This is a genomic window from Salegentibacter sp. (genome assembly GCF_041642575.1).
Classification (GTDB): Bacteria; Bacteroidota; Bacteroidia; order Flavobacteriales; family Flavobacteriaceae; genus Salegentibacter.
The window spans coordinates 1-16993 of the sequence record NZ_JBEPWD010000027.1 but is presented as its reverse complement, the minus strand read 5'-3'; the positions used below and the strand labels follow the sequence as shown (position 1 = coordinate 16993).

The following is a 16993-nucleotide window of genomic DNA, read 5'->3' as shown; positions in this document are numbered from 1 at the left end:
ATGCATCACCAAAAATACATAGGTAGAATTATTATTCTGGTTCTGGCAGGAGTTTTAATCCAGGCCTGTAATGTGAAGCGTTTTATTCCGGAAGATGAATTGCTATATACGGGGGCTGAAACCACCGTAGAAGCGGCAGATAGCATTAAGCTTAGAGAAAGAATAAAAGAAGAGATAGAATCAGTTATAACGCCAGAACCCAATACCAAGATCCTGGGTGGGCATCCGGGATTGTATTTTCATTATAAAGCTCAAAAGGAAAAACCTGGATTTATCAATAAATTTCTAAATGATAAGATAGGAGAGGAACCCGTTTATGCCTCAGATGTAGACCTGAGTGAAATTTCAGATCTTATTGACAATCGTTTGGAAAACCGCGGATTCTTCTATAGTGATATAAATGCTGCCATGGAAGAAGATTCTTCAGCACGGGAAGCCAAGACAATCTATAAAATAGAATTAGCACAACCATACAGAATTGAGAATTACGAGTTAGATGCAGATTCTTTGAAGATCTATCCTGAAATCGAAAACAGCCTGGCCGATACTTATATTGAACCGGGAATGAGATTTGATCTCACCATTCTGAAAGCTGAGCGGGAACGCATAGATAACCATCTTAAAAACCGGGGATATTACAATTTTAATCCTTCGTTTTTACTTTTTGAAGCTGATACCAATCAATACGACAACAAAAAATTCGACCTTTTTCTAATGCTCAAGGATGAAGTACCAAAGGAGGCTACCATTCCTTATGAAATTGAAAAGGTAAATATCTATGCGAATTATGAAATTGGTGCAGACAGCATTCCTCGTGATACTGTGCGTTATGGGGAAAAGAATTTTATCCAAAACCCTGAATTTTTTAAACCGAAATACCTGGAACCTTACATTTTACTTGAAGAGGGGGAACTCTATAATCCCGATGATTCCAGGAACACAGCCAGAAGATTGGGATCTATTGGGGCATATAAATTTGTGAACATCCGCTATGAAGAGACAGACAGTATAAGCAATAATGACAGTATTGGAAATCTTGAAGCCAATATTTATCTCTCGCCGCTTAGAAAAAGATCGATAAGAGCCGAACTGCAGGCTGTCACTAAATCAAATAATTTCGCCGGACCCGGATTGGCAGTCACCTTTTCAAACCGAAATTTATTTCGGGGTGGGGAAATACTAAATGTTAAAGGTAAATTCAATTTTGAGAAACAAATTTCAGGTGGAGATCAGCGTGGTTTGAGTAGTACACAGTTAGGTTTGGAAACAGATTTGATTTTTCCGCGGTTATTATTTCCAGTAAAAATAGATGGTAACTGGTTTAGATATTCTATCCCAAAGACCAAAGTAAGCCTGGGCGTCGATTATTTGAACCGAAGTGAACTATTTAGTATGATCTCGGCTTCAACGAGATTTGGTTATTACTGGGATGCCAATCGTTATGTTAGCCACGAATTTAATCCGATTTCTATAAATTACCTACAGTTAGCCAATACCACAGAAGAATTTGAAGAGATCATGGATGATAATCCTTATCTGCGGAATAGTTTCAATCAGGAATTTATTTCAGGTTTGACCTATTCATTTATCTATAATGGGCATGTAGACCAAAATAATACCCATCAGTTTTTTCTGCATTCTACCCTGGATGTTGCCGGAAACAGTGTAGATCTCTTAAGCAGCAAGGATGATCCCAGGCCGCGCAAGTTTCTGGGGCTGGAGTACGCACAATATGCTAAAGCCGATGTTGATTTTAGATATCATCTAAGACTTAAAGGAGAGCATAAGATTGCCACCAGGGTCTTTGCAGGATACGGTATTCCTTATGGAAATTCTAATGTTTTACCCTTTACCAAGCAATATTTTTCAGGAGGACCTTATAGTGTAAGAGCCTTTAGAATCAGGTCTTTAGGCCCTGGAAGTTATAATCCCGAAGAAAGTGACAGAAACTCATTCTTTGATCAGTCGGGAAACATCAGGCTTGAAGCAAATGCAGAATACCGGTTTCCGATAGTCTCATTTTTAAAAGGAGCTGCTTTTGTGGATGCCGGAAATGTTTGGAATAGTGATTCTGAAGAACTGCTTCCGGGAGGAAAAATCAGTTCAGACTTTTTAAACGAACTTGGAATAGGTGGGGGCGCTGGTCTTCGTGTAGATATTCAGAATTTCGTGATACGATTTGACCTGGCAGTGCCATTTCATGATCCTTCTTTACCTGAGGGGGATCGTTGGATTTTCGCAATAGATGAACCTGTACTTAATTTCGCTATTGGATATCCTTTTTAGTGCTGTTCTTTTTTTCCATAACAAAGATCCCCTGCATCTCCAAGCCCCGGAACAATGTAACCGTGATCATTTAAATCTTTATCTATGGTAGCGATCCATAGCTGAGTATTTACAGGAAAGTTTTCTGAAACGTGTTGCACACCTTCTTCAGCACCAATAACCGAAACCACATGAATTTGTTCTGGGGTCCCCATTTTTTCTAAAGCTTTCAGAACATTAACGAAAGAGCGACCGGTTGCCAGCATTGGATCAGCCAGAATAAGCGTTTTTCCCTCCAGAGAAGGGGAGGCCAGGTACTCAACAATAATTTCAAATTTTTCATCATTAAAAGGATGATGCCTATATGCTGAAATAAAAGAATTTTCAGCCTCATCAAAATAATTAAGCAAACCTTCATGCAAGGGCAAGCCTGCTCTAAGAATACTGCATATCACAATATCTTTTTGTGGCAGATGGATTGCAGCCTCTCCCAACGGACTTTTTATATGTTTTTTGTGATATTTTAGAGATTTACTGAGCTCATAACCCAGGATTTCTCCAATACGTTCAATATTCCTCCTAAACCGCATACGGTCCTGTTGGATATTAACATCTCTTAAATCAGCAATAAATTTTGAAGCGATGGAATTCTGTTCCAGAAGGTGGTGAACCTGCATTTTTTATGAGTTTATACAAAGATAATAAATACATAATCCAATTCAGGTGAAAATTAGCAGTCTGTTATTTCAAATTCTCTTAATTTGGCTATATTTTTGATGTTAATTGCTAAAGCTTAATTTATTAATATGAAATCGGTTTTTCTGTTTTTTGCACTGCTTTTACTTGGATTTGGAACCTACGCCCAGATCGAGATTCCCAGGTCTACGAATACTGGGGGATTATTGAAAGCTGAACCCGAAAAAAAATCTGATTTTCCACTGCTGAAAGCCGAAAAACCCAAAGAAAGCAAATACTTGCGGGACGATAAACCCAAAAAGTTAGATTTCAGGGAAACCAATGATGAGCTTTTAACCGCAGGAGATGTGGTTGAAAAGAAATGGAAAAAAGACCGTGAAATAAAGAATGCTTACAAAGAAGATCAATACCTGGGTGATTTCACTACCGGTGGTAAATTCGTGGAATTGTATGCCCGCGATCACGAATATGTAGATGGAGATAAAGTAAAGATCATTGTAAACGGTGTGGAAGTTCAGAGCATCACTCTTGGTGCAGGCTATCACCCAATCCTTGTGAAACTGGAAAGCGGATTTAATAATATCGAGTTTGAGGCGCTTAATCAAGGAACTTCAGGTCCCAATACTGCTGAATTAAAGGTGCTGGACGAAGGCGGAAAATTGGTAACCACTAAAATTTGGAACCTGCTTACCGGGGCTAAAGCAAGCTTGATTGTTGTGAAAAAATAAGAATCCCAAACCCCTTTCTCATTCTTTTTTTTCTTAAATTTAGATAGCGTCCTGCTGTTTAAGTAACAATTGTTACAAAGCTATTTCGACATTACCTTTATATTCGAGCGCTTCACTAAATTAACAGGCTTGCAATTAAATTATGGAGAAACGAAATGTATTTAAAACTATATCTAAGCTTTTTCTGGGCTTAGTGGTATTAATCGTAATTATTTTTGGGGGATTAATTCTTTTTAATGAGTCTCCGGAACTTTTTATAAAGGAAAAAATAGCGGCCGCAGATTGGAAACCTAAAGATGTTGAGGAAGATCTTGAGTATAAGATATTGGATAGAGAAGTAGAATATGGGTACAGATTGTTAGTAGAATCCCCGAAATATATGGGACCCACTGCAGAGGATCCAAATATGCGTTATGCCGGAAACAATCTTGCCTGTGTTAATTGTCACCTTAAAAATGGTACCCAGGCTGGTTCTGGATCCTGGGTGGGGATCCTGGAAAGATTCCCACAGTTTTCGGGTAGAGATGGGAAGGAGTCTACGATAGAAGATCGTATAAATGGTTGTATGGAGCGAAGTATGAATGGTGAGAAACTTCCGGAAGACTCTAAAGAAATGGAAGCTATAATTGCTTATATGGAGTATGTGAGTGAAGGAATTCCCGAAGAAAGAAAGTCAGAATTTAAAGGTTACCCTCCTATAGAATTGCCGGATTTCGCGGCTGACCCTCAAAAAGGAAAAGAATTATATGCAAAAGAATGTGCGGTATGCCATGGAGATGACGGGCAGGGACAGCGTCTTGCAGAAGCCGAAAAGGGTTATTTATATCCGCCGGTTTGGGGTGAGGATAGTTTTAACCATGGAGCCGGAATGCACAGAGTAATTACCGCAGCCGAATTCATAAAAAGCAATATGCCCTTCGAAGAGGCAACCTGGGATAATCCAAAATTGACCGACGAAGAGGCATATCATATTGCCGCTTACATTAATAGTTTTGAGAGGCCTCAAAAAGCAAATGTAGAACAGGATTTCCCCGATAAGAAATTAAAGCCGGTTTCAACACCCTATGGCCCATGGACAGATGATTTCTCCCCTGAACAGCATAAGTATGGGCCATTCCCGCCAATTATCGCCTATTACAAGGAGAAATATGGTATTTCCAAAAGCAAATAGCCAATAAGAGTTTAATCGGCCAGATCTTCGAGGTGTTTAATTTCAGAGACCGTTGTGCGAATTTCCTGTAAATGCTTTTTTAAGACAGCTTCGGTTTCGGGGGAAAAGGTAGTTTCCTTTAATTTTTCTTCATATTCTTTAAGGCTGGCTTTTTCTCCCCTTAAACATTCCTCAAGAACAGCTTCATCATCATTCTTAGTGAATAAAGTTTTAAGGTCTATCCAGGTTCGGTGTAAATCTCCCGTAGTGCTGCCCTTTTCTTTAGGCTCTGCATTAAGTGCCCGTATAGCGGTATGAATCTCTGTAGCAAACCTATTTCTCATCACTGCTTGTTGTTTAAGAAAAGCTTTCAGATTTGGGCTATCAGCTTCTTCCAAAACTTTTTTATAGCCTTTTTCAGCATCATAATTTTTTTCTAACAGTTCCTGCAAACTATTTATTCGCTCATCGTGACTTTTTTCTTTTGCAGATTCTCTTGTGGTTTTCATAATTAATTGATTTTAAAAGGTTAATCTCTTTAAAATTACAGCTTATGAATTGAAAAGCAATTGCTTTTAAATGCCTTTTAACAGAAATCGATTTAAAATTTTCTTATTAAATTTAGTCACCTAACAACAAACCAACTACTACTATGAAAAAAGTGCTTATTGCCATTGATTACCATCCCGTTTCTGAAAAAGTTGTAGAGGCCGGCTATAACCTTGCAAAAAAATTGAATGCTGAAGTTTGTCTTATCCACGTCTTGGCCGATGTGGCATACTACGGAATGCAATATCAACCATTTATGGGTTATGACGGATATAATGAAACTGCAATAGATTTGAATATAGCCGCAGAAATGCACCAGGTGGCGGAGGACTATTTGAATCAGGCAGCCGAACATTTAAATGATGATAAAGTTGGTAAAAAACTGGCAGAAGGAGATACTGCAAAAGCAATCCTTGAATATTCTAAAGATTGGCATGCAGATTTAATTGTGATGGGAACCCATAGCCATTCTTTTCTTGAAAAACTACTAGTGGGAACTGTGGCTGCCCAGGTATTGGAAAAAACAAAAGTTCCGGTTTATATGGTTCCGGTGAAAAAGTAATTTACTCTTATTTCTGTTTTAAAGCTTTTTTATCCGGTTTGAAATCATAAAAAGTTGAATTTATTACTTTAATATGGTATTTAATTAGGATAAGCTGAGTCCAGGCACTAATTTTGCTTAATTAAAAAACTTGCTTCAATAATTGTTTTTAAGGAAGTAAATTCTTATAATAGAATATCGCAATTAGGTTTTACCTCAAATTGCTTTGAAATGAAAATTAATTTTAATCAATAAATAATCAATAGGTAGTTACAACGAATGGCAAAATCGCAACAAACATTTAATAAAATAGAAAAAGAGAAAAAACGTTTAAAAAAGCGGGAAGAGAAAAAGAAGAAGAAAGAAGAACGCAAAGCTTCTAATTCTGATAGTCCTGAATTCGCTTATGTAGATCAGTATGGAAATCTTACCGATACTCCGCCAGATCCTGATCAAAAAGTAGAAGTAGAGGCCGAAAGTATCGAAATAGGTGTGCCTAAAAAAGAGGATATGCCAGAGGAAGATCCCCAAAGAGAGGGGAAAGTTTCCTTTTTCGATCACTCCAAAGGCTTTGGTTTCATTTTGGATACCCAAACCCAGGAAAAATATTTTGTCCATATAAGCGGTACCCTCGAAGATATCGATGAAAATGACAAAGTTTCTTTTGAACTTGAAAGAGGCATGAAAGGAATGAATGCCGTAAAAGTCAAAAAGATATAATTTCTATTCAAAGGCTTCGGTATTAAAGATTACCGAAGCTTTTTATTTTAGGCTTAGGCCTCTTACCCCCAGAAACCGGATTCTACACTTTCCGGTAATTCCACTTTATATATTTTATGCAAACAAATAAAAAAAATCATCAGAAGATCCTGACCAAGCTCGGTATTTCTGAACTTAACCCAATGCAAATAAAAGCGCATCAGGTTATAAATGAAACAAGAGACACCGTACTGCTATCTCCTACAGGAACAGGGAAAACCCTTGGATTTTTAATGCCGCTATTGGGACTTCTTGATTCTGAACTTGACCAGGTCCAGGCCATTGTTTTGGTACCATCCAGGGAGCTTGCCATACAAATTGAGCAGGTAACCCGAGAAATAGGTTCGGGCTTTAAAACCAATGCCGTTTATGGGGGACGCGCGTTCGCCAAAGATAAGACTGAATTAAATCATCCGCCCGCTATTCTCATTGGTACTCCCGGTCGGGTTGCCGACCATATAAGGCGGAATACATTTTCTGTAGAAGCGATTAGGACGCTTATCCTTGATGAATTCGATAAATCCCTGGAGGTAGGTTTTATGGCTGAAATGAGTGAGATTATAGGAAGCTTAACCAACCTGGAGAAACGTATTTTAACCTCTGCCACTCAGGAAATTGAAATTCCGAAATTCACAGGAGTTAAAGATCCTACGATTTTAAATTACCTGAAAGGAGGGAAGCCACAACTCCAAATTAAAACGGTGCCGGTGCCGGGACGTAATAAACTTCCGGGACTCAAGAAACTTATTAATCAAGACCCGAATGCCACCGGGATAGTTTTCTGTAATTTTAAAGACAGCATTGCTGAAGTCAGTGATTTTCTAAATAAAAACAAAATCTCGCACGCCTGTTTCTTTGGCGGAATGGAACAAAAAGAGCGGGAACGCGCCCTGATTAAATTCCGTAACGGAAGCCATAGAATAATTATCGCGACCGATCTGGCTGCACGCGGAATAGATGTGCCCGAATTAGATTTTATTATCCATTATCAGCTTCCTTTTAAAGATCAGGAATTCACCCATAGAAATGGAAGAACTGCCCGCATGAATTCTGAAGGCACCGCTTATGTGTTGCATGGTGAAAATGAGAATTTACCTGATTTTATTAAACCGAATCCACATGGTTGGGATCAATTGGATAATGTTGGAAATACAGGAAATAAATTTGGAGACCAAACTACATTATTCATTTCCGGTGGAAGAAAAGATAAAATTTCAAAAGGGGATATAGCGGGGCTATTTCTGAAACAGGGAAATCTTAATAAAGAAGAACTGGGCCTTATAGAACTAAAACAGGATTGTGCCTTTGTCGCTGTACCTGCGCTAAAAGCTGAAGCGCTTATAGCTTCTCTTAATAATTCGAAACTTAAGAAGAAAAAAGTAAGAATTCGTAATGTATAGGCTAGTTCCTTGCTTTATTATAAAAAAAGCCGACGAAATTCGCCGGCCTTTTATAAATTTTATTTATAAAGAGTTACATCTCATTTTCTGAATCTTCATCAGCATTCTGAGTCATTTTATCTCTTATAGATTGATGTTCTTTTTCCATATTCTCGTGCTCAGATTTCATTTCTTCCTGCTCACTCATTATACGGTCGTGGGTTTGTCGCATTTCATCAAGTTGCGCCTTTTTTTCTTCCGTGGTTAGAGATTCATACTCCTGATTAAGCTCTTTATGGCTTCTTATAATTTCTTCATGCGAAGCCAACATCGCTTCATGGTCTCTAATTTGAGCTTCAAGCTCCACAAGCTTCTCTAAATGAGTAGAATCTTCCAATTCTTCCATCCCTCGTAACTCTTGGGCAACCTGATTATGATTGCTTTTCATTTCCTGATTTTTTGCAGAAAGTTGTTCATGCATACTTACTATACTATCATTGGAAGCTGCTAGCTCTTGCTGCTGCTTTTCCAAATCTTTATTAGCACTGTCATTACAACTTGTAAAACCTATAGCCATTAGGGCTAAAATCATTACAAAATTTCTCATGTTTTTAGTTTTTTAGATTGTAATATCAAAATTAGGAAAATACTAAAGAGATATTTTTAATTTGCTGTTAAATAAATAAGGATACTTAAATGTTCATACAGAATTAACCGGAAGGAGGGAAGCCACAAATTTATATTTAATATAATGAATGACAAAATCCTTTAAGCACTCGAAATTATTGGTTAAAAGCCGAAGTCAAAAGGCAAAACACCCGTTAAGTTAGTCACATGGGCCAGTAATATCCACATTATGAATGGTTTAAAATACTGGGAATTCCTTATATGATAGCAGGTAATTTGATGCTAACTTTTGCTTTTTAAATAATGAATCTCCGAAATAAAGATAAACTGTTTTAGGAGAAGATAACCTGTTTTAGGAATTATAAAATATTGATCATGAAAACATTAATTTTTTTATTAAAAACAAAAATTTTATTTCTGTCCTTAATTGTTCTCACAACAACAGGAAGCCTGTTTGCCCAGGACCAGCCCTTTGAAGATTCGGTGGTAATTTCGAGAACCGATAATAATTTGCAATGGGGACCTTGTCCTGAATTTATGCCTGCCGGTTGCGAAATAGCTGTTTTACATGGTGATCCTGCCAAGAAGAATGCTGATATATTCTTTAAAGTTCCTGCTAATGCTCAAATTCCAATGCATACGCATACTTCAGCTGAACGTATGGTGTTGGTTTCTGGCGAACTGGAAGTGACCTATGAAGGAGAAGAATCCAGAATATTAAGAGAAGGAACTTATGCCTACGGGCCCGCGAAGAAACCGCATAAAGCTAAATGTGGAGATTCACCCTGTGTTCTTTTTATTGCATTTGAGGAACCTGTAGATGCCATGGCTGTAAAGGAATAATTAGGGAAAAACCGCAAATAGGTCTGTCTTACTATTTATTACATCGAACTATAATTTATATTATGTAAAATAGAATAAATCAAAGGACCCTTCCTGTTTTCATATAAGATATAATAATAAATTTAATTGAAATCTAGTCACCTTTTCTTTAATGAGGTAATCATAAATCTTTCCCAAATGTCCTTGCTGTACTTGGTTGCTTAGGAAAATTTAATTTTCTTGAGGTCTAATAAAAAATAAAAATATGGACGCAAGATTTCAGTATGTAAAGATGGATAAAAGTGACAGTCTGGAAGAATTCAGCCAGAAAAAGCTTGATAAATTAGAAGATAAATACGATTTCATAATTAGTGCTGATGTACATTTCAAAAGGCACGAAGTTGAAGATCCCAAAGGCTATATCTGCAATATTAATCTCAGTGTACCTGGGCCAAAAGTTTTTGCAGAATCCAATGAAACCTCATTGGAAGCAGCATTAGTTGAATCTATCAAAGACATCGACCGGCAACTTCAGAAAAGAAAAGCTAAAATGAGCACTCATTAAAATATATGCTCAATTTAATAAAAAAGGGTCTGATGAGTCAGACCCTTTTTTTTGCCTAATTTTAGACTAATAATTTTCTGCTACTGCTGGTCTTGTTTATCTTCATAGGTTTGGTCCAGTGCCTCATCTTCTCCGAGTTCTTTCTCTTCTATTCTTTCTTTGAATTCGTTAATAATTCCACCTTTTAGTAAAATATTTATCTGGCGATCACTCATACTGTGCCTGGTTTCAAATCTTTGTTTTTCCCCGTTTTCTTTCCTCACAATAACCTTTATATTATCCCTGTTTATAATATCCTCCCGAAGATTTTTAAAAGTGATCATATCCCCCTGCTCTATTTTATCGTAATCACGAATGTCAATAAATTCAAGGGGTAAAATCCCAAAGTTTACTAGGTTTTGCCAGGCTATTCGAGCATAGGAATTGGCAATTACCGCAACCTGTCCAAGATATTTTGGAGCTATCGCAGCATGTTCTCTACTGGATCCCTGGGCATAATTATCTTTTGCAACCACGATATGGCCTCCATGTTCGTCTTTCGATTTCATTGCCCGATCATAAAATGTTTCATCGATGACGATATAAGAAAATTTACTTATCTCTGGAAGATTACTACGGAATGGCAGTACATCTGCTCCGGCTTTAAGAATCTCATCTGTAGAGATGTTATCACCCATTTTTAGCATTACCGGAACACTATAATGATCCTGCATTGGCTCAATATATGGCAGTGATTTAATATTCGGCCCTTTTTGAAGCTTTATACCGGTATTGTCTTCCGGTGGGGCAACGAGCATTTCAGTGTTAATAATCTCCATTTCAGGGTATTCAAAATTTGGATAACTCATGCCAAAGAGATCTTCCAAATCGCGGGGATCAGTTATTTTCCCGGTTAAGGCTGAAGCCGCAGCTGTTTCCGGACTACATAAATAAACCTGGTCATCTTTAGTGCCCGATCTATCAGGGAAATTTCTTGGCATAGTCCTTAAACTTATGGTTTTTGATGCCGGAGCCTGCCCCATCCCAATACATCCCATACATCCAGACTGGTGAAACCGTCCTCCGGCTTTTATAAGATTTGCAAAGGCTCGGTTATCTATCATATTCTGAATGACCTGTCTGGAGGTGGGGTTTATATCGAAAGATACAACGGGACTCACGGTTTTATCTTCCACAATGGCACCGGCCATCCAGAAATCTCTTAAACCCGGATTGGCCGAAGAACCTATAACAACCTGGCTAATTTCTTTTCCCTCTACTTCTCTTACCGGCACAACATTTCCGGGACTGGTAGGTTTCGCTATTAATGGAACGAGATCGTCAAGTATGATCTCTTCATGTAGATCGTATTCGCAGCCTTCATCTGCAATTAATTCTTTCCAGTCTTCTTCCCTGTTTTGCGATTTCAAAAATCTTCGGGTTTCCTCATCACTTGGAAAAACTGTTGTGGTAGCACCCAATTCGGCTCCCATATTGGCAATTACGTGTCGATCCATGGCGCTCAAATTTTGGAGCCCATCGCCGTAATATTCAACGATCTTCCCTACTCCACCTTTTACGTCATGGCGCCGTAACATTTCAAGGATTACATCTTTGGCGCTTACCCAATCAGGAAGATTTCCGGTTAATTTAACTCCCCAAACCTGGGGCATTTTTACAAAATATGGCTGTCCCGCAATTGCAGCGGCTACATCTAAACCTCCTGTACCAATTGCAAGCATTCCCAAGGCACCAGCTGCTGGCGTGTGACTATCTGAGCCTACCATGGTTTTCCCGGGTTTTCCGAAGCGTTCCATATGAACAGGGTGGCTCACCCCATTTCCGGGGCGACTGTACCACAACCCAAATTTCTGAGCGGCAGATTGGAGAAACAAATGATCATCAGCATTTTTAAAATCTGTTTGAAGAAGGTTATGGTCTACATACTGAACGGCCACTTCAGTTTGTGCCTTTTCCAGTCCCATCGCTTCTAATTCCAGTTGTACCAAGGTCCCTGTAGCATCCTGAAGCAAGGCCTGGTCTATTTTGATCCCGATTTCTGTTCCGGGTTTCATTTCACCCTTTAGCAGATGTTCTTTAATTAATTTCTGGGTTACATTTAATTTTGCCATAGTTGGTTGCTTTTATTTTAAATTATCAATTTTTCGGGAGAGTATTGGCCCATTTAACAATTTCTTATAGCTTGATTCACTCTTAAAACTTTACTTTAAATTTTAAACCATTTATTTATGAGCGTAATAATTAAAAGAGCTCTGTTTGGCGGAGCTGTAGCAACAGTGGTAATGGCTTCCGGAACATTTTTGGTAGGCAGGCTGTCGGGATATGAAGCAAAGGTGTTACTGGAATCTTCAATTTCGGGTATCAATATGCTTTGTAACACCGTCATTTTAGGTTCTTCCACTATTCTGGCATTAATGCTAACCTTATTAGGTATTAGCCGGGCAGCCAATTCCAGTTTGACAAAAGAACATTATCGCCATGTTCTTAATATAGCAAAGTATGATACTATCCTCATAATTTCAGCGGTTATCGCTTTTTTATTTCTGAATATTCCTATTACCGAAAGCGAAGAAGTACCGGGAAGCTGGTATACTAATATTTATTATATAACTCTGGGAGTAGCTTCAATTCTGGGAGGAGGTTTGATAGCGGTAGTAACCATGCTTTACGGGACAATAGCGAACATCATATTAATCGTTGGTCTTGGAGTTACAGATCATCCTTTGGTGAATAATGACCAGGAACAGAATTTAAATGAGGAAGAAAACAATAAAAATGGGGCTACCTGAAAAATAAAACCAATGACAATCTGAATCCTGTTAGAAATTGCGATTGGCATCACTCTATTTTTATAGCAGCCCCGGGAAACTAAAAATCTATTTATTTCGACTTAATGCATTTAAAATATCGGTTTGATGGCCTTCTTCGAGATTAAATCCAGGTTTACCTTTCCGCGGAAATAGATAACTGAAAGGTTCATTAAATGCACTCCAGCTTTCTGCAAGCCCAAAGTCATCATTTTTCTTTTTCATTTCTGGACGCTTAAAAGTATTTAACTCTGAGTCGTAAGGAGAACCCTCGGCATCATCTCCGGTAAATAACATTCCGTCGTTTATTTCAGAATACACAATTACTGAAGCACCACCGTTACCAGGTAGATCAACAACTTTGAGTCCAAAATCCTTTAATACATTTTCTTTTGCAGTGATGTCTTTAGTTTTAAAATCATCCTTGAAATTTTTTCTTGGATGAGCAAAAATTGCAGCTCCTCCCGCGTCTTCAGAAATTGTTTTTAGATCGGCATAGGCGTTCTTCATAATTTCGTCGCAGGTAATAAGAATGCCTTTTATTCGATAACCATCAGTTACCAGTTTTTTCACGGCATCTTTAGTAGATTTTTCTACTACATCGATGAGCAGAATATCCTGACGATTTATATGTCTTATTGCATATCCCTGATTATGACCTCCATTGTTTTTATCTCCTTTAATTATAAAAGTGTCGGGAATTAATTTGTGAAATTTCCCTGGTTCGGCTTTTTCAATAAATTCGGCAGACTGGCTGTTAAGCACCTCCATTTTATCAACTGTCTTCATAAATACATTGGGTTTTAAATTTGTAATATCAAGATACAAATCCAGACCTTTTTCAACAAGCCTTTAAGAAGGGTTTAGGAGTTATTTAACGACATTGCAAACCCGGAAAAATTTCCGTGGTGAGAGAGAGAAAAATTATAAGAAAGTGTCTGGTCGTTTAGATAAAATTGAGGAATATAATCTCTGTTTTTCTTTATTTCCGGAACCTTCAAAAAAGGACCTGCAGTTGCTGAAAATTCCCTTACTAAAGAATTTTTAAGGTCTTCCTGGGAAGATAGGCTCTTCCAAATAACTTTTTCATTAGCCCGGCCAGTGGCGAGACTATGAATTAAATTGGATTTGATTAAGCTTTTGGTATAAAAGGTCTCTTCCTCTATAATTACTTTTCCTGTTGTTTTTTCGTAACTGTTTGATCGAAGAGAACATTCTAAGCTGAGAGGATTGAATTTTGGAGGCCGATTGTTTTTTCTCTGCCATGCTTTATAAGCAGCCTCCTTCATGCTCCAGAATAACCAGACCATTTTATTCTTATTTTCTGAATTTAGAATTTTTTCCTGTTCCTCTTTAGTAAATATTTTCTGAAGATAACCCGGCCGTCGCCAGTTACTCTGGATTTTAGCCAGATGCAGATCTACAATATCATTTCCTATCATTTTTCATGCATTTTCTTCCTGATAATATTTTTGGCATCCTCCACAGTTAACATTCCTTCCATGGAATCGTTATCTATTTCAATATCAAATTCATCTTCTACATCAAGAATAATATCTACCAAATTAGCAGAATTCACTTCCAGGTCCTGGATAAAATGGGTGCTATCTTTAAATTCCTTTAAGCTTTCCTTATTTTGTGCATAAGGACTTACAATATTTCTTAATTGATCGTCCAGGTCTTTTTCTTCCATAGTTGAAGATTTTGAGATTATTTATCTTCTAATTTTTTAAAAATCAATACTGTATTTACATCCCCAAATCCAAAACTTGCTTTAGCTAGGATATTAATGGGCTGTTCTTTTGTTATGCGGGGAATCATATCTTGTGAAATTACGGCTTCAATGTCGGGATGGAGATCCTCACAATTTATATTGCCAAATATAAAATTGTTTTTAAGCTGAAGGACACTTGCAACACATTCTATGCTACCGGCGGCACTAAGGCAATGTCCTGTCATTCCTTTTAAGGAATTAATGTAAGGAAAATTGTCTTTTCCCCTTCCTAAGGCGGCTTTCCAGTTTAAAATTTCAGTAGCATCTCTGGTGGTTGCCGTTAAGTGGCCGTTGATCGCATCAATATCCTCTGCAGAGATTTCTGAATACGCTATTGCCTCCTTAATACAGCGCTGAACACCCTCATTATTAGCTGCCGTCATACTTCCCCCTCCCCGTTGGCCACCGCTGTTCACGGCTCCTCCTAAAACTTCGGCATAGATATTCGCACCACGTTCTTTTGCCGCATCATAATCCTCAAGAACCAAGGCCCCTGCTCCACTTCCCGGAACAAATCCAGCAGCTGTTGCACTCATTGGTCGGGAAGCTGATGTTGGATCGTCATTAAAATTGTGTGGCAGGATGCGCATAGCATCAAAGCCTCCCCAAACGTAAGGACCATGATCACTACAACTTCCCACCAGCATTCGTTTTGCTTTACCTGATTTAATCCTGTCATACCCCATTAAAATAGCTTCTGTTCCCGTGGTGCATGCTGAAGAATTGGTGCTAACCTGGTTTCCACTGCCGAGTTTGCCGCCCAGAAAAGCGCTAATCCCGCTGGCCATTGTTTGAAGAACACTGGTACTGCCCAACCTTCGGGTTTTACCTGCATCAATTAGGTGAATAGCTTCCCTGAATTTATCTACCCCAAGAATTCCGGTTCCAAAAATAATCCCGCTGTCCCAATCGGGGCTTTCTTTTTCACTAATTTCCAGGCCTGCATCTTTCCAGGCATCGGTGCCGGCGATGGTTCCGTAGAAAATTCCACTTGAATTTAAACCGCGTAATTCCAATGGAGAAAAATATTGCTGAAGCATTTCTTCTGTCACTTCGGGCTGGCCGGCAACCTGGCAGCCGAAATTAAGGTCTGCCAATTCCTGGTGGTGGGTAATTCCACTCTTTCCGTTTCTAATGGCATCATTAAAATCGGTCAGGTTTGTTGCATTTGGAGCTACCACGCCCATGCCTGTTACTACTACACGTTTTTCAGCCATTGGTTTTTCATACCTTTTAAAGTTCATTTATTAAGCGCACATTCCGGCAATTTTACCCTTGCATATGAGCTTTGCTTCAGCATTATACATTTTCACTTCACATTTTAACTTTTTAAACCTGAAATATATTTTTTCTGAAATCACGGTCACTTTTTCTCCCGGGAAAACAGGCAGATAAAAATCAACTTCAGTTGAACTCAGGGCTATCTTTTGCCGCTCCTCTATTTCATCTTTTAAAAGAAAAATTCCCAGGCAAACAACTCCTATCTGGGCCATACATTCGGTGAGGATCACACCCGGCGTTACGGGTTGATTTTTAAAATGTCCTTTGTAGAAAAATTCATCTTCAGAAAAGGTATAGGTTCCTTCCACCTTATTTTCATCAATTCTGATAAGTTCATCAACAAATAAGAACGGTTGGGAATATGGCAGTTTGTCAAGTATTTCGCTGAATTTCAAAAACAATGTTTTATTTTAAATGTTCGCCGCCATTTACCGGAATGATGGTTCCTGTAATCCAACCGGCTTCATCTTTGGATAGCAGGTAAACAACATTGGCCACATCGTTGGGAACGGTAAGCCTTTTAAAAGGGTTGTGTTTTAAAGCGTGAACTCTAAGGGTCTCATTACCCGGAATCATTTGAAATGATTTGGTTACGGTTACTCCGGCCTGAATACAATTTGCTCTAATTCCATAGGGAGCAAATTCCAGAGCAATACTTCTGGTAATAGCTTCCAGGGCTACCTTGGCAGCCGAAACAGCTGCATAACCCTGCCAGACTTTCTTATTTCCCTCACTGGTAAAAGAAATGATCCTGGCATCTTTTGCGAAAATTCCGTGCTTAAAAATATCTTTGGTCCAGTCATAAAGACTAATGGCCATAGCATCAATAGTAATTTGAAAATCCAGGTTTTCCAGGGTGGGCTCATTCCCATTCATGGGTTTCAAGTTTCCTTTTGCGATACTGTGGACAAGAGTTCTGATTTTTCCCTCAGGTCCCAGGATCTTTAGGATCTCTGAAATGATTCCTTCTCTTTTTTCTGCATTGGTTGCATCAATATTGAAGCTTTCCAATTGCACATCACTGTTTTTGATGATATCTTCAAAAGCTTC

19 protein-coding genes are annotated in these 16993 nt (G+C 38.4%); 9 read left to right on the top strand and 10 right to left on the bottom strand.

The features are described from left to right. A complete protein-coding gene (locus ACESK1_RS06420) occupies positions 1 to 2286 on the top strand; it encodes a BamA/TamA family outer membrane protein (protein ID WP_372919098.1) in 2286 nt (761 codons plus the stop codon). On the opposite strand, the gene upp is transcribed toward ACESK1_RS06420, so the two are convergent. Beyond that, positions 2283 to 2942, bottom strand: a complete 660-nt coding sequence (upp, locus tag ACESK1_RS06415; protein WP_372919096.1) for a uracil phosphoribosyltransferase — start codon at positions 2940 to 2942, stop codon at positions 2283 to 2285. The genes ACESK1_RS06420 and upp overlap by 4 nt on opposite strands. Before the next feature lie 129 nt (positions 2943 to 3071). Here upp and ACESK1_RS06410 point away from each other — a divergent pair, with 129 nt between their 5' ends. Further along, on the top strand, positions 3072 to 3689 hold the full coding sequence (locus ACESK1_RS06410) for a hypothetical protein (RefSeq protein WP_372919094.1): 618 nt from the start codon (positions 3072 to 3074) through the stop codon (positions 3687 to 3689). A gap of 142 nt (positions 3690 to 3831) precedes the next feature. Further along, the gene (locus ACESK1_RS06405) at positions 3832 to 4860 is read left to right on the top strand and encodes a c-type cytochrome (RefSeq protein WP_372919092.1); all 1029 of its coding nucleotides are present in this window, start codon (positions 3832 to 3834) and stop codon (positions 4858 to 4860) included. 11 nt (positions 4861 to 4871) lie between these two features. Here ACESK1_RS06405 and ACESK1_RS06400 read toward each other — a convergent pair whose 3' ends face one another. Then, positions 4872 to 5348, bottom strand: a complete 477-nt coding sequence (locus tag ACESK1_RS06400; RefSeq protein WP_372919090.1) for a PA2169 family four-helix-bundle protein — start codon at positions 5346 to 5348, stop codon at positions 4872 to 4874. 143 nt (positions 5349 to 5491) lie between these two features. On the opposite strand from ACESK1_RS06400, the gene ACESK1_RS06395 reads away from it, so the two are divergent. The 3 genes from ACESK1_RS06395 to ACESK1_RS06385 all read left to right on the top strand — a co-directional run bounded on the left by ACESK1_RS06395 (position 5492) and on the right by ACESK1_RS06385 (position 8088). Beyond that, entirely contained in the window at positions 5492 to 5950 is a 459-nt protein-coding gene (locus tag ACESK1_RS06395) for a universal stress protein (protein ID WP_372919088.1), read from the top strand. 258 nt (positions 5951 to 6208) lie between these two features. Continuing rightward, complete coding sequence (locus ACESK1_RS06390; RefSeq protein ID WP_372919086.1) at positions 6209 to 6649, top strand: cold-shock protein; 441 nt, start codon at positions 6209 to 6211, stop codon at positions 6647 to 6649. 116 nt (positions 6650 to 6765) lie between these two features. Then, positions 6766 to 8088 carry a DEAD/DEAH box helicase gene (locus ACESK1_RS06385; RefSeq protein WP_372919084.1) on the top strand — a complete coding sequence of 441 codons (1323 nt, stop codon included), beginning with the start codon at positions 6766 to 6768 and terminating at the stop codon, positions 8086 to 8088. Between the two features lie 73 nt (positions 8089 to 8161). Here the strand turns inward: ACESK1_RS06385 and ACESK1_RS06380 are convergent, their stop codons facing one another. Beyond that, positions 8162 to 8674 carry a hypothetical protein gene (locus tag ACESK1_RS06380; protein WP_372919082.1) on the bottom strand — a complete coding sequence of 171 codons (513 nt, stop codon included), beginning with the start codon at positions 8672 to 8674 and terminating at the stop codon, positions 8162 to 8164. 395 nt (positions 8675 to 9069) lie between these two features. Here ACESK1_RS06380 and ACESK1_RS06375 point away from each other — a divergent pair, with 395 nt between their 5' ends. Next, positions 9070 to 9537, top strand: coding sequence for a cupin domain-containing protein (locus ACESK1_RS06375; RefSeq protein WP_372919080.1), 468 nt, complete (start codon positions 9070 to 9072; stop codon positions 9535 to 9537). A 244-nt stretch (positions 9538 to 9781) separates the two neighbouring features. Continuing rightward, on the top strand, positions 9782 to 10081 hold the full coding sequence (gene hpf, locus ACESK1_RS06370) for a ribosome hibernation-promoting factor, HPF/YfiA family (protein ID WP_372919078.1): 300 nt from the start codon (positions 9782 to 9784) through the stop codon (positions 10079 to 10081). An 80-nt stretch (positions 10082 to 10161) separates the two neighbouring features. Here hpf and ACESK1_RS06365 read toward each other — a convergent pair whose 3' ends face one another. Beyond that, positions 10162 to 12192, bottom strand: a complete 2031-nt coding sequence (locus ACESK1_RS06365) for an aconitate hydratase (protein WP_372919076.1) — start codon at positions 12190 to 12192, stop codon at positions 10162 to 10164. 117 nt (positions 12193 to 12309) lie between these two features. Here ACESK1_RS06365 and ACESK1_RS06360 point away from each other — a divergent pair, with 117 nt between their 5' ends. Further along, positions 12310 to 12870 carry a hypothetical protein gene (locus tag ACESK1_RS06360; RefSeq protein WP_372919074.1) on the top strand — a complete coding sequence of 187 codons (561 nt, stop codon included), beginning with the start codon at positions 12310 to 12312 and terminating at the stop codon, positions 12868 to 12870. Between the two features lie 87 nt (positions 12871 to 12957). Here the strand turns inward: ACESK1_RS06360 and ACESK1_RS06355 are convergent, their stop codons facing one another. The 6 genes from ACESK1_RS06355 to ACESK1_RS06330 all read right to left on the bottom strand — a co-directional run. Then, the gene (locus ACESK1_RS06355; protein ID WP_372919072.1) at positions 12958 to 13677 is read right to left on the bottom strand and encodes a hypothetical protein; all 720 of its coding nucleotides are present in this window, start codon (positions 13675 to 13677) and stop codon (positions 12958 to 12960) included. A 74-nt stretch (positions 13678 to 13751) separates the two neighbouring features. After that, a complete protein-coding gene (locus tag ACESK1_RS06350) occupies positions 13752 to 14330 on the bottom strand; it encodes a 4'-phosphopantetheinyl transferase superfamily protein (RefSeq protein ID WP_372919070.1) in 579 nt (192 codons plus the stop codon). Continuing rightward, a complete protein-coding gene (locus ACESK1_RS06345) occupies positions 14327 to 14581 on the bottom strand; it encodes an acyl carrier protein (protein WP_372919068.1) in 255 nt (84 codons plus the stop codon). The genes ACESK1_RS06350 and ACESK1_RS06345 overlap by 4 nt, the downstream gene beginning before the upstream one ends. Before the next feature lie 17 nt (positions 14582 to 14598). Next, positions 14599 to 15906, bottom strand: a complete 1308-nt coding sequence (locus ACESK1_RS06340; protein WP_372919066.1) for a beta-ketoacyl synthase — start codon at positions 15904 to 15906, stop codon at positions 14599 to 14601. Between the two features lie 3 nt (positions 15907 to 15909). After that, entirely contained in the window at positions 15910 to 16338 is a 429-nt protein-coding gene (locus tag ACESK1_RS06335) for a 3-hydroxyacyl-ACP dehydratase FabZ family protein (RefSeq protein WP_372919064.1), read from the bottom strand. Between the two features lie 10 nt (positions 16339 to 16348). Then, positions 16349 to 16993: SDR family oxidoreductase (locus ACESK1_RS06330; protein ID WP_372919062.1), on the bottom strand; the 645-nt coding region annotated here is incomplete at its 5' end.

What these genes read in the sequence shown, in the direction of transcription:
- ACESK1_RS06380 (WP_372919082.1), bottom strand. Translation starts at nt 8,674, where the DNA reads ATGAGAAATTTTGTAATGATTTTAGCCCTAATGGCTATAGGTTTTACA.
- ACESK1_RS06375 (WP_372919080.1), top strand. Translation starts at nt 9,070, where the DNA reads ATGAAAACATTAATTTTTTTATTAAAAACAAAAATTTTATTTCTGTCC.
- ACESK1_RS06340 (WP_372919066.1), bottom strand. Translation starts at nt 15,906, where the DNA reads ATGAACTTTAAAAGGTATGAAAAACCAATGGCTGAAAAACGTGTAGTA.
- upp (WP_372919096.1), bottom strand. Translation starts at nt 2,942, where the DNA reads ATGCAGGTTCACCACCTTCTGGAACAGAATTCCATCGCTTCAAAATTT.
- ACESK1_RS06410 (WP_372919094.1), top strand. Translation starts at nt 3,072, where the DNA reads ATGAAATCGGTTTTTCTGTTTTTTGCACTGCTTTTACTTGGATTTGGA.
- ACESK1_RS06355 (WP_372919072.1), bottom strand. Translation starts at nt 13,677, where the DNA reads ATGAAGACAGTTGATAAAATGGAGGTGCTTAACAGCCAGTCTGCCGAA.
- hpf (WP_372919078.1), top strand. Translation starts at nt 9,782, where the DNA reads ATGGACGCAAGATTTCAGTATGTAAAGATGGATAAAAGTGACAGTCTG.
- ACESK1_RS06400 (WP_372919090.1), bottom strand. Translation starts at nt 5,348, where the DNA reads ATGAAAACCACAAGAGAATCTGCAAAAGAAAAAAGTCACGATGAGCGA.
- ACESK1_RS06420 (WP_372919098.1), top strand. Translation starts at nt 1, where the DNA reads ATGCATCACCAAAAATACATAGGTAGAATTATTATTCTGGTTCTGGCA.
- ACESK1_RS06385 (WP_372919084.1), top strand. Translation starts at nt 6,766, where the DNA reads ATGCAAACAAATAAAAAAAATCATCAGAAGATCCTGACCAAGCTCGGT.
- ACESK1_RS06390 (WP_372919086.1), top strand. Translation starts at nt 6,209, where the DNA reads ATGGCAAAATCGCAACAAACATTTAATAAAATAGAAAAAGAGAAAAAA.
- ACESK1_RS06405 (WP_372919092.1), top strand. Translation starts at nt 3,832, where the DNA reads ATGGAGAAACGAAATGTATTTAAAACTATATCTAAGCTTTTTCTGGGC.
- ACESK1_RS06365 (WP_372919076.1), bottom strand. Translation starts at nt 12,192, where the DNA reads ATGGCAAAATTAAATGTAACCCAGAAATTAATTAAAGAACATCTGCTA.
- ACESK1_RS06395 (WP_372919088.1), top strand. Translation starts at nt 5,492, where the DNA reads ATGAAAAAAGTGCTTATTGCCATTGATTACCATCCCGTTTCTGAAAAA.
- ACESK1_RS06350 (WP_372919070.1), bottom strand. Translation starts at nt 14,330, where the DNA reads ATGATAGGAAATGATATTGTAGATCTGCATCTGGCTAAAATCCAGAGT.
- ACESK1_RS06360 (WP_372919074.1), top strand. Translation starts at nt 12,310, where the DNA reads ATGAGCGTAATAATTAAAAGAGCTCTGTTTGGCGGAGCTGTAGCAACA.
- ACESK1_RS06345 (WP_372919068.1), bottom strand. Translation starts at nt 14,581, where the DNA reads ATGGAAGAAAAAGACCTGGACGATCAATTAAGAAATATTGTAAGTCCT.